Origin of the sequence: Endozoicomonas sp. 4G (assembly GCF_023822025.1) — a bacterium.
Lineage (GTDB): Bacteria > Pseudomonadota > Gammaproteobacteria > Pseudomonadales > Endozoicomonadaceae > Endozoicomonas_A.
In genome coordinates this window covers 5,943,693-5,961,542 of sequence record NZ_CP082909.1, presented here as the reverse complement: position 1 = coordinate 5,961,542, position 17,850 = coordinate 5,943,693, and the positions used below count along the sequence as shown (strand labels likewise).

1 protein-coding gene is annotated in these 17,850 nt (G+C 53.6%); it reads right to left on the bottom strand.

Annotation, left to right across the window (positions count from 1 at the left end; translation table 11 throughout):
• The gene (locus K7B67_RS23665) at nt 1–17,838 is read right to left on the bottom strand and encodes a leukotoxin LktA family filamentous adhesin (protein ID WP_252178300.1); all 17,838 of its coding nucleotides are present in this window, start codon (nt 17,836–17,838) and stop codon (nt 1–3) included.
• Between the last annotated feature and the right edge of the window lie 12 nt (nt 17,839–17,850).

Here is a 17,850-nt window from a genome sequence, read left to right as displayed (position 1 = left end):
TTAGAAAAATCGCCCCCACCTCCGAGTTCTACTTTTTGAGGCAGGCTTGATATAGGTATAACGCTGTGCCTCAACTTGAGTTCTGGTGCCATCATCATCTACCTGAGTCACCCGGATGTCAGGCGCATAAAAGCTAACGCCATGTCTGCCAGTCAGGCTGAGTTCTTCAACCTCCACACCATTTTCAGCCCGAATCGAACCGTACTCCATGGTCATTTTCCGGGCAAAGAGCAGATCACCCACCACCAGCCAGGCGTTACCCGCCAGCTCATCAATGGACAGAGCGCCCAGGGTGGTCATGTAGATATCACCACGGGTCGCCTTCAGCAGACTGGCCTCAAGATCGGCACGAGCCAGAATATTGATATTGCCACTCTCAGTTTCTGCTGAAAGCCATGGCAGATCAACCACCAGTGGATCGCCGATACCGGTAGCAGCCTGAAGAACAGCCCGTCCGTTAGTGGCTGTCAGGTGACTGGCATCATGATACTTGCTGAATCGGTACTCATAATTTCCGTAAATGGCTCCCCGTGCAGAGGTCAGTTCAAAGGCCAGCCCATCAGCATGGGATGTCAGACTGCCAAGATACTGGTTCCAGCGGGTATGAATGGCTACTGCGCCACGGGTTTCAATTGAGCTGTTATAGCCCATTGAGAAATGCTCAGCTCCATAAAACTCAGAGGAGCCTATGGTCAGTGATTGGGCCTTGAGACGCTCCCAGGCCGAGAGGTAGATATCCCTTCCAGAGTGGAGGTTCACAGCGCCACCTGCTGTCACAGACTTCTGGAAATAAACAGAGCCATGCTCAGCCTTTGCCGTGAAATCTCCGCCAACAATCAGTTCATCATAGTCCTGGCTGTAGATGGTGTTCACCAGCAAGTCGGCCTCTGTCTCGATGGTGCTGTCGTGCCCCACTGAGAAATAATAAGCTCCAGACTGATCCGCTGTGCCTATGGAAAGAGAGCCCGCAGTAATGTCGTTCCATGATGAGAGATAGACATTATTACCAGACTGAACACTCATGTCCCCACCCGCTGTGACAGACTCACTGAAATAAACGTCACCGTATTTACTTTCAACAGCGAAATCACCACCAGCACTGACGTAGTAGAAGTCGAGCCCATCCAGGGTAGATACGGAAATATCATCCCCAGCCGTCAGGCTGGTCCGGTAGCCGGTGTAATAATGGTCAGTACTGAGTCTGATATCCTCGCCAGCCACCAGACTTCTGCGATACTGCTGATAAATACGGTAGGTGGCACCCAGCTCAATGCTCTCCCCGGCATTCAGATCCTGGTAGACATACAGCTCGTCGCTGCGAATCCGCAGGGAACCGCCAATATCCCCGATGGTACCGCTCAGATAGAGCTCTCCATCAGTCTCAAGCTCAAAATCACCACCCGAGCTGATCTGCACACTGTCAGGCAGTGACAGGGTATTATTCATCAACGCCAGATTGCCACCGGCATCAAGCACCGTGTTTCGTCCCAGATAGAGGCCGTCGGACTCAACCCGCAGGTCTTCTTCTGCAATCAGGCTTCGACCCGCTTTCAGGTACACATCTGTCGGCGTATTCAACAGAATATGTCCACCGGCATTAATGTCCTGCTTGAGCTGGATATCACTGTCAGTGTTGACCTGGAAAGAGCCTCCGGTCTGCTGTACCTGGCCATTCAAGCTGACCTGTCCAACGGTCAGCAGCGCCATATCACCGCCCGCTCTCAGGCTGGTGGTGTCGGGCAGACTCATGCCATTATTGGTGAGTGTCAGGTTCGCCCCTGCGTGCAAATGGTTATTGCCCTGTAGATCCAGCCAGTCAGAATTCACACTGATGTTGCCGCCAGCCAGCAGCTGTTTTTCGGTGGGCAGAACAACGGTTTCCGGAACAGTCAGCACTATATCCTGACCGGCATTGAGGCTGTGCAGAATATCCAGACCTTCAGTTCCCGTCATTTGAATGGAACCTGCGCTGGAGCTTACCGGGCCATTCAGAATAATCTGGCTTTGGACTGTCATATCGATGTCATTGACCGCAGAGATTTCCACACCGTCACCCATCTCAAAAGAGTTAAGCGACACAGTGATACCATTTTCGGAAATTAAACGACTATCATTGTTCAGTGACAGAGTATCTGTCTCTATTGAAATACCACCGGCGCTCACGCTTCTGCCTGAAGCAATCAGAACACCCTCAACCGCTTCTATATTCATATTACCCAAAGCGCTGATATCACCCTGAACATTCAAGCCCTTACCCATCTTCAGGGTCATGGCACCAGCAGAAGCACTGATGGAACCACCGGTAGTCAGATCGCCTGCCGTTTCAATGGTCACATCACCGGCTGCCAGAGAGCCGGACAGATCCAGATCGCCACTGGAAAGAATGTCGACAATACCGGCCACCGTGGCACTGCTGATGGCAAGCTCGGCACCCGATTCAATGTCGATATCCAGATCACCGCCCACTTCCAGAGTGCCCAGTAACATGGAGCCCGGTGTGTAGAGCTTCATATCAGCGCCGGATTTCATCAGGCTGTTGTCGCTCATGTTGATAAAGGCGGCATCGATATCCATGTAACCACCGGCGGTAATACTCTTGCCGGGTGCCATGGTGACGCCTTCAATGGCAACAATATCCATATTGCTGAAGGCTGTGATATCACCCTGAACATTCAGGCCTTTGCCCATCTTTAAGGTCATGGAACCTGTGGCAGAGCGGATGGAACCACCAGAGGTCAGCCCACCGGTTGTTTCAATACTGACATCGCTGGCAGCCAACGAGCCGGACAGAGTCAGGTCGCCACTGGAAAGAATATCCACAAGCCCGGCCACAGTTGCGGAGGCAATGCTCAGGGCTGAGCCGTCTTCCAGATCAATATCCAGGTTGCCACCAACCTCCAGAGTGCTTAACTCCTGGTTGCCTTTGGTGATGATCTTCAGGTCCTGTCCAGACTTCATACGACGTGTGGCGTACAGCGACTTCTGTCCATCCAGAATAATGGACCCCTGATCACTGGTGATATCCGCATTCAGGAACATATCGCCACCAGAAGTCAGCTTTAGATTACCTGAAGAGGTTGCCACTGCATCGCTGAGCGTCAGGTCGGACTGGGTTTCGATATCTACCTCACGAGCATCCAGACGAGTAGCGGTAATGGAACCCAGTTGAGCATCAAAGCCGTTGCTGGCGGTGAGGTCAACCACACCATTGCGGGCGGTCAGATTAAACAGGTTCATGCTGTCCGACGCCGTCATGGTGATATTACCGGAGCTGGTCACAGAGCCCAGGGCAGCCATTACAATCCTGTTGGCATCTGCCAGAAGGTTGCCACCCAGAGTCACAATGTCGCCATTCAGGGTCAACTGACCATTAGCCAGCAGCGTCAACAAACCTTTGGATGCAGTGACATCACCCAGAGTGAGGCCGCCAGACTGGGCGTAGATATTGGCACTGCCCACCTTGACGTTCATGGCGCCCAGATCAATGCTGCCGGCCTCTATATCAGCGTCATTAGCCACAGTCATTGTGTAACCGCCACTGGTCAGAGCGCCATCTGCATCCAGAGTCAGGCCCGTTGCGTCAAGATTCCCCTGCAGAGCCAGGGCTCCCACAGCGCTGAGGGACAAGGTCTTGTCGATATCAACTTGTCCCAGTGTGAACAGGCTGGAGTCCTTAACGTTCAGCCAGGCATTGCCTGCGTCGGCCCGGAAACTGCCAGCGCCGGTCATAATCAGGTTCAACGCTCTGGAGTTACTGCCAAGGTCATGACTGTTGACGTCGAGATTGAATGACTCAGCAGCAAGGAAGCTGTCGTTATTGTACGACAGAAGATCATTACTGTTAGCAATGGAGAGCAGGCCGCCAGCACTGATTGATCCCAGATAAAGATCACCACCCACACCCTGAAGGTACATATCTGATGCCGCACCCGCCTGCCTCAGCGCTCCGGTAAGGTTGAGCTTCAGGGCATTGCTCTGCGAGCCAATATCCCCACGGGTATTAGCGATAAACAGGTCACGGGCAGCGATATTGGTCAGCCCTGATTTGGCATCAATGACACCATCCACCACCAGACGAATGTCGTTTTCGGAAGAAGCCAGACTGCCCAGGGTCAGGCCGGATTTAGACTCGATATAGATCTCTTTGCTGGCCGAGGCGTACAGCTCTCCGGACATATCAATCTTGATCGGGTCAACCTGCTTGACGTTGAACGTTACCTTATCTTGGGTCACTGTCGTTGAAATATCACCGGCACCGGCGGCCAGCAGAGCCGCTTTCTGGGCGTCGGTGATGGTTCCGGAACCATCGCGGCTGACACTGAAGACCAGGTCATTGAGGTTTTCGCCAACACTGCCGCCATTGGCGATCAGATGAATGTCGGAAGCCTTGATGTTAGCTTCCCTGTTGGTCAGCTGGCTTGAGGCGTCGCCATTCAGTGCTGTCGCAGAAATACTGATATCCAGCTGGCTCTGTTTCCACTTCGCACCCTCCACCATGCCGGTGTACCAGCTGGAGTCTTGCGCCAGAGTCAGGCGATAGCCCTGATCGTAACTGCCAGTGAGCAGAGCGCCGTAGTCATAACCGAAGAGCGTTCCTTTCTGCTCAATGCCAATGGCGTCTTCTGGCTTGTCGTAAACATCAGCGGCAGCAACCTGGTCTGCGAACCACTGTTCAAGTCCTTGATAATCGGCCTTCACCAGACGAGTCAGTGCCACTTCGTCAGTGGTGTTATAACGCACTTTCAGGGCTTCAACAAAGGCCGGATCAATGGTGAAACCGGCATCGCTGTCGTCAGACAGGCGCTGCTTGATCATCCAGTAGGTATGGTATTTGTGCGTGAACTGGTTTTCATAAGACGACACAGTTACAGCACCGGCGTCATCATCCAGCAGATTCAGGCTGTCCCACACCGCAGCGTCATAAGCCAACTCTTCATCGGTCTTGTCCAGTCGGCCAATACCGTTGGTAATCCGGCCATTACCCAGCTTGATCACCACTTCTTCGTTCGCCTTGGCGCTGTAGAGCTCAAGGTCGCCAGTGGCCTGATTCACGGCAATATCAGTAGCGGCATTCAGTTTCACTGTGCCGGTGGTGGCAATATTGACGAACTGGTAGCTGCCGGTATTACCAATGGTTCCCACCTTACCAATGCCGCCGGTAGAGCTGGTCAGATCCAGACGATCCGATTGAATAATCGTACTGCTGTCTTTGGCGACAATGCCCTTGTCAACAATACCAACAATGTCGTATTTGGCTTTCAGGTGTCGAAGTTCCACATCACCGTCAGCGCCTGTCACGTTGAAATAGAGAGAACCCTTACTGGAACTCAGACCCAGCTCATCGGTAATGATCGCCAGGGCATTATCACGGCTGCCAATGTTGCCTCTGGCAGCAATGGTGGTCACGTCAGAGGTAATGGCGGTGGAACCGGAAGTGATCAGATTCTTGAGCGTGCTGATATTGGTGGTACCACTGGGGTTATAAACGTTACCGGTCAGTTCAATGGACGATTTTGAGGTCAGGTCAATAAAACCATTAGCCGAACCAGTGAACTGAAAACTAATGGCATTGTCTGCCTTCACATAGGTGTGGGCATCCATCCACATACGATAGGAAACATAGACGGCAGGATCGACATTGGTCATGTTACTGCCGTAGTACTTGTCGTAGCTGAGGCCCCACTTAACCCCCCAGACGTTCTCACCGCCACGGTCATAAACCTGGGTCAGGTAATTGCTGGCTGTACCATTGGAGCAGGCTTCTGGCTTGTAGGAACAGGTGGTGTAGTAGCTGGCTTCAGTGTTCCAGTTGGTTTCGTAATACCAGTCCCCAAGGGTGTTCGGATATTTGGCGAAGTAACCATCAATAGACTTGCCATCATAAGGCGCAGAGCTGTCTCCGGGTGGATCAAAGCTGCGTACCACGGTCGCCCCTTCGCGAATATAGAACAGCTGTCCGGCCATGGGGTTATACGTCATAGTCGACGTTGTTCCGGTGCCGCCGAGACTCTTCACATAATTGGATTCGTCATAACTGACCGCCCAGGCGTCGGTCTCATACTGTCTGATTTTGTTGCCGGGCGAGTGGACAAACCATTCACTGTAATAGCTGCCATTCTTTCTCTTATTCAGGTCGGTAATACGAATAACACCGGTGGCGTCGTCTCCGGCGCTGATAGTACCCAGCACCAGCTGCTTGCTGGAGTCGTTATTAATATCAATCTGGCCCAGTCCGTCCTTAACGGTGATATTGCCTTCTTCACCGGTGGAGGAAATTCTGGCCCTGATAGCCACATAGCCACCGCCACTGACCGGAATGTCATTAGCCCTGAGCTTGCCAGTAGCGACATCATAAGTCAGGCCAATGCCAGAGGTACCATTACTGGACGACACATCAAAATCATAATACTTCAGAGTTTTGAGACCGGGCAGAGACGGATGTCTGACCCAGAGAGCTTTGCTTTCACCGGGCCTGATATTAATCACATCGCCGGCAGAAAGCCCTGCGTCACGGATATATTCGGCGACAGTCGCATCAAAACCCGAACCCACATCCACAGACCAGGCGTTATCGGTACCAACGATAATCTTGCCATTGATATCCAGACGCGCAGCATTAATCACGACCTTCTCACCAATGATGGAAGTGCCGGTGCCGCCCAGACTGCTTTTCACCTGGGAGTAGCTGGCGCTCTGCTCAAGTTTGGACTGTAAATTCTGAACAGGCTTGAACTTCCATTTGCTGCCACCACGACTGCCGCTGTTGCTGCGCATTTCAAACACAATGGCATCACTGCCGTGGTATTCCTTACTGTCGCTGAAGCCCCAGTTGAAGTAGATATTCATTTCGTCGTAGCCGTAGCTACCGCCCTGGTAATAACTCTTCTGGTCATCGGTATGGCGGATGGCACGGCCAGTAAACCAGTTATTGAAGTCGTTAATACCAGTAGCATTAATGGCTGTGCTGTATTTGTCGTTGATATAAAGCTGCACAAAACCTTCAGCGGAAGGTTTCCAGCCAGCGGTATAGTTGACCAGCGCCTTGGGATCACGGCCATAGGTCTGGGGTTTGTTGGAATTCAGCAGCAGGCTGCCGTTCTCCACGTTCAGATTAATGGCGTTGGCTTCGATGGTAGCCTGCTGGATCAGGTCACCTTCGGCCACATCAATATTGACGCTGGACAGCAGGTTGGAGATATCGCCATTAATAATAACGTCAGAGTCCAGGTAGTTGGCACCGGTTGGCGCATGGCTGATATCAATGCCAGTCTTCGACGTGTAATCACTGCCAGACTGTTCAAAGATATAACTGTTCCCCAGCGAGGCACCGCCAGTGACAAACACGTTACCGCCGGTTTGATTGGTAATGCTCAGGTTTTCCAGCAGCAAATGTTCATCGGTCTTGTTCTCCACCTTGATGTAGGCGTCGCCTTTGGCGGTGAAGGTCGGTTTGTTACTGCCAGCCAGTGTGATGGTGTCGGCCACCAGGTTGATATTCCCTGCGGTGGCCTGAACATCCGCCACCCTGATGGCATCGTTCGGGTTCGCAGACAGATCATTGACGATAGCCGACAGCAGTACAATTTCTGACTTCAGCTCATTGATCTCATCCTGGTAAGGGTTTTCCCCACCATCCACGGTGTTCTCGGAGCCGGTGCCGGATGTGCTGCCGGTATCTTCGCCATCGCCGTCACTCACGGTGATCCCATCGATAAGAGTGCTGGAACCGTCCCAAGATTCCAGCAGGTCAACACGGTCCTGAAGATCCTTGATATAAGCGGCCAGTTCTGCCCGGCTGGAATACTGCTCATTCATCCGGGCCGCGGTACCGTAACGGTAGAGCTGGTTATTAATGGTGCCGTCAGACTCTATTTCCACCCACTGGTAGGCGTACTGCCCGGCAACTACCTTACCATTGCCGTTAAAAGTGAGAATATTACTGGTGCTGGAGTCACTGCTGCCAAAGCTGGTTTCAGAACTGAACAACTCCAGGTAGGGGTTCTTTTCAATGCCCCGATGGGTGGAACTGACCTGCCCTTCATTGGCTTCAATAAACACATGGCTGTCGGAACCAATGTCAAAGCCATCGGCAAAGTTCACCTTATTGTTCAGGGTGATATTGGATTTTGCTTTGTTGCCAGCCGGAATAGGAATAGCCGTCCAGTTATAGACATTGGCCAGGGCATTGCCTGTCAGCTGATTTTCCTGAAAGTAATGACTGCCACGACCGCTGTAGATACCGACATTGCCATAACCATTGATAATGGCATTTTTGCCAATATCGATCTGGTTAAGAACATCCAGATCAACGGTACTGACACCACCGGCAACACCGGCTGCCGCCCAGACGGTCACATTGGCCTGGGACACGGCACTGCCACGGGAGTAGGTGCCGATACCAATCTCTCCCCTGGGGTTGTAGAGCCTCGCTCCCTCACCCAGTGAGATTTTGTTGCGGGTTTTGACATCCACATCGGATTCAGCACCGGCGCCCTGTAAGGCACCACCGATTTCCAGCTTGGACTCGTCGTAGACAAAGAAGTCCGTGTTGGCGTCCAGCATAATGTTATGGTCGTATATGCTGTCCATCCACGCCAGGTCGGAAATCTTCAGCACGGCATTTTTACCCACCAATACTTCGGCAGCGAGGTTTTTCAGGTTCTGGTAGGAAAGCCCCGCAGTACCGTTGGCAGCGCCACCGCCCGCGCCATGAATGGAAGAGGTAAAGCCATTGAAGTAAGGATTCTGAATCTGGTAAGCGCTGTTGAAGGCGTCAATATCAATATCCAACGCCGAGAAGCTGACATTCTCGCCCAGATCCACCCTGGCATTGGTATCCACCTCGACCAGAGAAGTTGCACCCGAACCACCAACGACAGAAACCGTAGTCGCATCGGTTCCGGTAAAGAATTCAGTCTCACTACTGGCAGAAATATAAACACCACCGGCATCCACAGGAACCATCCGATAGTTGCCAGACCAGTCATCAATCTTAACCGCAGCGGACTCATTGCCGCTGCTGTGATCGCCGGCATCCATCACTGACTCTGCAGCGCTGCCAGAGTAATAGCCCCCGCCGCCCGCGGTGGTAAAGCTCTGGTTCTGGTTGTAACTGGTGGCGTCCAGAGTCAGGTCACCCGGACGTTCCAGGGCCGCTATCGGATCCTTGCCAAACTCAACCCGGCTTGAGCTGAAAGATTGAGCAACACCTGTCTGATAGCCTCCGGCCACCCAACCGACAAAGTAGCCATCGGCATCGGCAATCTGTACCCCGGTATGACGGGCATTGACGGTGAAGTCGGCATACGGCAGATAGACACCATCGCCCACTCTGGCGATGGACTGAGACTTATTAGTGGCCCTGGCTTCACTGCCGGCAATACCAAGGAGTAAACCACCGGAAGCGGCAAAGGCGGCAGCATAGGCGCTTTGATAACCGTCAGCGCCGCTGCCGGTCTCTGAGCGGACAATCACCTCACCACTGCCGTTAAATACCGTTCCGTCAGCCACTTCGGCTTCCGCTTTGGTATCGGCAATGGCATAAGCAAAGGAGCCACCCATGGAGCCACCAGCGGCAACAGTGACACCGTAAGCACTGGCATAAAGTTCCGATGCAGATTGGGCATTGATATTAACGGCGCTGGCATCTGAGCCAGTATCGATGGTGCCGTAAACCGTCGCCTTGACATCGGAATCGTCGTGGGCGTCAGTAACAACACCCTGAACGCCTGCCAGCAAACCTCCTGCCAGCGCGAAACCTGTGCTTTTCACCATGCCCTGGTTGAGGGCGGAAACAGTGATGTTGTTATAGCCGTCGATCAGCTTGCCTGTTTCACCCACCCAGGCATCAATATCACTGTCTTTCTCTGCATAGCCAACGCTGACGCCAAGGGCCCCGGCACCAATATTGATGTTCAGGGAACCATCGGTAACCGATGAGGGCTTGCCGCTGCTGACATCCCCCAGACGTATATCGGTGGAATCGGTAGCGGTAACTTCAAGATCGCCCGTGTCGTTACCCTCTGCTGAATTGATTCCGGCCACCACCCGATTTTCACTACGCGCATCGGTGTAGTTAATGACCACGCTGGTACCGCCCAGACCGACAATAAAGCTCTTCATTGCCAGCGCGCCATCGTCGCTGCTGGCATTTTCAAGGCTTGCGCCAATCACCACATTGTCTGCTTTGATGTTGCTGTCTACGGTGGCGATGTTCATTTCATAGGAGCGACTGATACCCACCACACCAGCAATGCCTACAGAACTGGCCTGGGCTGCGCCGAGCCCCTGATAGCTGTGCTGAAGTGTACGACTATTGACGTTAAGCGTATCGACATCAATCTTGCCGCCACTGATCCGGGCAGCGGTAACACTTTCACCACTGAGCTTGAGCGACTTACCTGATTCTGTCGTCGTTGAAGTTGAAGGTGCCTGACTGCGGGTTATGGTGACATTGTTATCGGCTGCCAGCGTAGCGATCTCTTCATCAGACAAATGTCTGTTATAGCTGGCAGTATCCGTAGCCAGAACCGTATTGGCTTCGTTTCGGCTTGGATCAAACTCATCTTCAGCGTTGGTGCCATCTTCCGCTGTCGTATCACCCTGACCGTACAGAGCAAGACCGATACTCAGCGCCGCTGCTGCGTTAGTGGATGCAGCGCCAGCAACACTGATCAGATCGGACTGGCGCTGGGCATTGGCGTCAATATCCAGTGTGCCCGCTTCAATATCTGAGCCAACCACCTCGCTGTAAACCTGGGAGCGACCGAGCAGCACATTGGCCACGGCACCCACACCTAAACTGGCGCCAGCACCGATACCCGCAGCCCACTGATCGGCATCCTGAAGTTCCTGAGCATTAACGTTAACACGAGTGGCGGCAGAGCTGCCGTCACTACCACGAATGTCGGTGGTGAGGTTGCTATTCTTGAGATAGCCATGAATCGCGGCCCGGGTTTCGCCACGGAATTCCGTGGTATTGATCATAGCTGCGACACCATAGCCGCCACCCAGCCCAGCACCAAAAACGTAACTTTTTGCGCTGGAAACCCGGTCAGCATCCACTGTGACGGTATCTGAGTTCACGGTGGTGGTCAGGGTATCGCCGTTATCATCCAGATCATTGCCAATAATGGCTTTCGAATCCCCCCCCACAATATTGACCGCCAGTCCAACACCAACGCCTACTGTCGTACCGATGCCTGCTGCACCGGCAGCGACATTAGCTTCCTGACGTCTGTCGGAAACAACCACTACTTCTCTGGCGTTGGTTGTGCCTCCTCGCAACCAGGCACGAGTGTTGCCCGCCTGTTCAGTGATCACCACTGAAGCAGCGCCACCAAGCCCACCGGTGGTGCCTAACCCGGCCGCTACGCCTGCCGAAACAGCCTGAGCCAGTTTCGAGGTATTGGCGTCAATGGTCACTTTATCTGCATTGACTGTACTGTTTTCAAGGGTGGCTTCACTGGAGCGTTTCTGGGCATTGGTGGCAAAACCACCAACCCCCGCACCAGCCGCTTCACCGCCACCGGCAACGGCTACACCGGCAGAAACCGCCAGTCCCGCTTCATGGGCATTGGCGCGAACGTAAACATCAGCACCGTCTTCACCGGAAACGCCGGAGTTGATGGTGGAATCCTTGATATAAGCCTTAGTGGCGTTATAAGTACCGTTGGTAGCGACGTTGGCATTGATAGCCACCGTCTTGCCGCCAGCACCGCCGACCGTAATCGCACGCTGCTTGGTTCTGGAAGTCGCGTTAACAACAAGACCATTGACGGATTCTTTGGTGCGCTCCACAGACAGGGTGTTGAAGCCGGAAGTCAGGTCGCCCATGGAGACCGCATCCGGGTTGGAACTGTCACCGGCAGTAGCAAGATCCGGCAGATCGCCATAACCTTTGAGGTCACCGGTATCCACCTGCATAGTGCTGCCCTTGCCTTTGGCAATCACCACTGCGTCGTCAATGTAAGCTTCTGTCTTGCCGTATTCCATTGCCGTAGCGATGGCAACAGCACCAGCGCCGGCATCGACACCAATCCCCACAGCACCACTGCCCACCAGATTGACGCTCAGTGCATCAGCATTAACCAGAACATTGTTCCAGGCGTCTACTCGGGCATCGTCGGCGATTCTTGCTGTCACATTGCCGTCTATAACACCGGTTCCCACAGAGCCCGCCAGGGATACCTGTTTGGAGGCGGCAACACCGGCGTCGATGGTCAACAGCCAGTTACGGCGGAAAGCGTCAACCGTCACGTTTTGCGCTTTGAGCGTTGTACTGCCAGGGTTGCCTTTGTTGCCCAGCACTTCTGCCGTAACATCGGAATCCACCCGGTTGGTGGCAATGGCGACACCACCGGCGGAACCATTGCCAGAGCCAGCCCCCATCCAGGCCGTGGCTACGCTATCGCTGTAATCCTGACCCTGGACAACAACATCACCGCCACTGGTTGAAGATGCGGCGCTGCTACGATTGGTGTTGGTGTCTTTAATGCCCGCTTCGATGGTTTGATCGACATTATTGGTGGAAATGGCGCCAGCAAAACCAATACCACTCTGTCCAAGATTGGCACCTATAGCGATGGCATTACCCACCAGCAGATTATGATTATTGGCGGTTCCGCTCAGTGCCCTGACGGTAAGATCCTCATCCACCTTAAGGCTGGTGTTGCTGATTCTGGCTTTTGTCGAGTGTTCGTCAGTGCCGACAAGATTGAGGGCTACTGCCAGCCCCCCGGCAGTCGCACCACCCTGACCACTGGCCACCGCTACCGAACCAGCGACGTTAATCAGATCCATATCATTCTGGGCAACCACCGACAAATCACTGGCATTAATGGTGCCCTTATCGGAACCGTTCCAGTCGCCAATTTCAGCCAGCACCTGATTGTTCAGACGGTTAACCGCCACCGAGCCGACACCGGAGAAACCGCCGGTGCCCACACCCACGCCGATGGCAACACTGTAGAGCAGGGAGTTATCGCGGGCATTAACGTTAACCTCTGCCCCGGTGCCTGACTTGTTGATATTGACGTCTTTCATGCGGGCTTTGGTTTCACTTTTTACATCCGCATGGGCGTAGGAGATACCCAGATTCTTTTTACCCATCTGGACAGCACCCGCCACAGCGATGATCCGTTTGCCTTCCGATGAATAGTTGTAAGTCGAGCCGCTGCCGTCGTCGCTGGTGTGGACATTAGTATTGTCCATGGCTTCGGCGCCGCTGAAGTCGTAATCTTTGTTGGTATTGCTGGAACCGAGGTCACTGAGAATCTTGTCCAGGTCGCCGTCTTTCTCACCACTGGCGTTAAGATTAACGACACCTGCCCCACTGATGTTGGTGCCTTTTATCAGCGCCTTGGTATCTGCACCGATGGAACCTATGGCAAAACTGCCCTGGAAGCCCAGGGAATCTTCCTGATTATTGTTATAGCCGATACCGGCGGCACCAATACCAATCCGGTTCAGGCTGCGGGCGCTGATATCGACCCGGTCAAAGTTATTGAGATAAGAGCGGTTGGAACCACTGAAATCGACAATAGCTTCTGTTGCTGCACCGTTATAAACATCCTCATCATAGGCAGTGCTGAGAACATTATTGCCATCCGGGTTGGCGTCTCCGGGAATGGCGGAAGGATCATTTATCTCGGCAAAGGTAATCGCCAGACCGCCCCCCTGCTTGCCACCGCCATAGAGGGTACCGCCGCCAACGCCCACATAGCTGTTGTTGTAGGCGGAAACTTCGAGATCGTTATTCGCACCCTGATTGGAGCTGATGGACGAGCCTTCAATCCGTGCTGATGTGCCGTCGTATATCTGGGCGCCCGAGATGGACAGCGCACCATTACGTGTCTGACCGGAAGAAGAGTCTGGTCTGGTGACAGATAGTGCCAGGGCAACGGAAGTCAGTTCACCGCCGTGCAACGCCTGAACATTCACGTCATCGGCATAGGTAATCACAGAGTCTTTAATCCAGGCCAGGGCATCGTTGAAACTGATCTGATAGGAAATAGCCCCGGCAATGGTGTCCTGATTGGTCGGTGAATTGGCCCCCAGCATGGACAGCGCGGCTGAACCTGTGGCGGAAGCCGAGATCACTTTTTCAAGAGCCTGAACGTCGACATCCACATCGTTGTAGCTGCTACCGTTCTGGTGACCGCTGATGGCAGCGCCATCAATAATGGCCTTGGCATCCATATTGTTGACGGAGACAGTAAAGCTGCCCGCGCCTGTCAGACCCAGCTGATCCTTGGACACTTCCGCCGAGCTTTTGCCAGAACCTGAACCACTGTCGTCGTTCTTGCCGCTTTCTGAAGATTTGCCTATGGATGAATCACTACTGCTTCCGCTGGCGCCAGTGTAATTGGCAGCCAGTTTGGAAGACAGGCCGTTGTACCAGTTCTCAAATTTGGCACCAATGCCAGGCTCATCGCTGGGCTCGGTGGTTAATGCCCCGGCAACCGCCAGCGAGCCGTTGGTACCTGTTGCACGGGCACGGACGCTTACCGAGTTAACGACGATGCCTTTGGTTGGATCAGGTGCAGTGGGCGAACTTGGGGCAGGTTTATCGGTCTCGTTATTGTTCTTATCCTGGAACTTGACCTTCTTGTATTCTTTTGAGTTATCGCCAATGAACGCCTTAGTGTCACCCTGGGAAACGTTTGCCGCGATAGCGATACCAACCGCTGACTGGTCTGACCAGCTGAATGCGCCAGCCGCTGCCCAGTTACCAAATTCATGGTCGGCAATAATAACCAGATTATCTGCACTGAGCTGTGCCTGATTGTGCAGGGAGGCATGAGTCAAGACTTCCGAATTGAGAAAACCAAGCACTCCGCTGAAGCCAATACCGCTGGCCTGTCCGGAAGAAGGTGTGACCAGGAAGTGACGTTCATCCGTTTCTGCGTAAACGCCAATATTGCCAGTGGCGTTGACCGTAGCCTTGCCAATACCCGCCACGGCTGAACCAGACTGCTGGATATAGGAAATGGAACCGCCAACCGACTTACCTTTTTCATTGGTGCCGGTGGCATTGGGTATCAGACCCAGGGTACCGAGGTTACCAGCGATCGTGGCGGTCTCCATCAGGTTATAAGCCCTGACCGCTACCGAGTCATTAAAAGAGAAGGTATAGGTGACGTCTTTAAAGACCTTGCTGCTACCGAGAATTCCGGGAACTTCACTGTTGGCCTTCAGTGCTCTGCTGGCACTCCAGTTGCCTGTGCCGGTTGTCGTGATTTTCGCCTTGTCCCCTATCCAGGCCTTGGTGTCCATATCGTTCCAGAGGACATTGAAGCTGCCGCCGTAGGCTTTCTTATCAGCGGCAGCACCCGCATTGGCGAAGCCGGTCAGAAGATTGTTCTGTAACCCGCCGACACCGTTAAATTTGCCAACGACATCAGAGAAGGTGTCCCACTTGTCGTAAGTGGAAACGATAGGCATGTGCTGTGCCGCGATCACACCAAGATTTGCCGCACTGATCTGCACCGACTGGCCAACCTCTGCTACCGCGTCACTGTCGTTAATGGCAAGGTTGAGGGCCAGCGCCAGACTTTTATCCGATGCCGGAGTCTGGTTGCTGCCACTGGAACCCTGTTTGGGAGCCGATACCGCCGTTTCTGCCGAGGTTCGATAACCGCCCTGATCGCCACCCAGTGCGCCATTATTACTACCACCTGCAACCGCCTGATTATCACTACCCAAATCGGTCTGGCTGGCCACCAGAATATTGCCCGTTGCAAGGATCCGTGGCGCATCCGTCTGCCCGGACACATTAGTGCCCAGAAAACTGTAGGCGTCGTGATCGGAAAGGTTGAGAGAAAATGCCAGACCACCTTTGAAGCTGACTTTGCCCGTCTCATCGGTGGGCGCTGAGTGCCCTGTGGGCAGGTATTTGTTGGTGAAGTTGTGGACACCATTCTGTAACGCAGAGATGCCACTGATGGCTTTGGAGCCGATCGTGCGCATAAAAATGTTGCTGCCCACGGTCACACCGGAATGAACTCTTTGGTTCAGAGTCCGATCCAGAGCGGTGATGGTGACATTACCTGTTTTATCCAGATCCGTTCCCAGACTGCTGCCCAGCTCGGCGGTAGCACGGGTATCAAAATCCCCCACGGCCACCGCCAGACCATAGCGGGTCGCCTTCAGGCCATAGGCAGAAGCCGAGATGTGGTAATAATTCTGGTTCTCTGCGGCCACCACCAGGTTGTTGGCATCCAGAGTCACACCGCTGTCAATCCTGGCAGTGGCGTCAACATCAGACTCCCCCACCGCGGCAGCAATCACCACCTTGTTGGCGTCTTCGGCAATAAGGTTAAATGCGGTGGCGGCGACATAGGATTCGTTGTGGGCAGAAACATCCAGGTTGCCTCCCGCCTGAATCGTAGCTCCTGACTTTACGTGGGTGGTACTGGTGGCGTCACTGGTGGCATACACTGCCGCCAGTGCTCCGGGCAGCGCATTGCCCAAAGTAATGGCAGAAGCGTCGGAAACAGCATGGGATTCTGAAGCCAGGGAAACATTACCACTGGCGTTTATATTGGCGCCGCTGTTGACGTTCACCGTTGCATCAGCATCGGCGTCCATCAGATAGAAGGAGGCACCGGCAAGCGCTCCGCCGACTACCGAGCCAATGGCCACACCCGGCTCCTCTTTAATGCTGCTGGCAGCTTTTGATGTGGCGCTGGCGGTCAGACTTCCGGCGTAGACCTGACCGCTAAAATCAATGTTGGTGGTGGCACTGGCGGAAGCCAGACTGACATCCTGACTGGCTGAGGCCGTCAGTGTGACATCGCCACGGGCAGTGTCGCCGGTATTCCGGGTATCCAAAACACTGCCGCTGTTGAGGTCAATATCTTTGGAGTCAATACGGATGCCCGATTCCGCGGCCAGAGTGCCACTGATGCTGGCCGCAGCGGCGGCGGTAATGGTTGCACTGCCTTCAGTATCCAGAACAGAGCCTGAGTTAATGGCGATGTTGTCAGCCGTAATGGTAAACCCACCGTCGGCGTAGAGATCACCGGAAAGGTTAATGGCGTCATCGGCACTGCTGGATGCCTTGAGAACCAGGGTGCCGCCATCGACTTTTAATTCGTTGGGAGTAGTCAGGTCATCGACGTTAACTGCCGTGTAATCGTTATTCTGCCCATAATTACTGACACCGGTGGCAGCCGCTGTATTGCCGGCAATGATGATGGCTTTTTCGTCCACATGGATGGTGTTGGCATAGATATCCACGCCCGACGCGGTGTTGACTTTGCCCTGAATTCTTACTAGACCCGAAGAAGAGACGCTGAAACTGTTATTAAGGAGATCAGTGATTTCACTGTCCACCGGCTCGCCATTGGACAGTAGCGCAGTGATGTCACTGCTGTCGGGTGTTTTTATAGAAAGCTTGCCGACATTGACGATACCCGTCTCACCCACGATGAAACCCGCTGAGCTGGCAAAAACCACATTGCCACCCAGGGAGCCGTTCTTGTAGCTGTTCAGAATACCGTGTACTGCCGGTGCATCAGACCCCCTGACAATATTAACCAGGTTACTGGCGTCATTGGGTACTATGAGATTGGCGGTGTGAGAAGTGCTGACTACAAACTTATCAAAGACATTGATAGCGGAAGCATTGGAACGCTTGTTGGAGGTAATGGTATGGACATTACCGGCACTGGACACCGAGGTGATTCCGCTCACGGCACGAATGTCGTTATCCACTGCCACTACCGGCCCGGAAAACAGGGCACCGGTCACTACCGGCCAGGAAACCCTACTGCGTTTCACCCTGTTAGCCAGATCAATAGAGGTCGACAAAAACGTGCGATTAAAGCAGGTCATAGAATCCCTTCC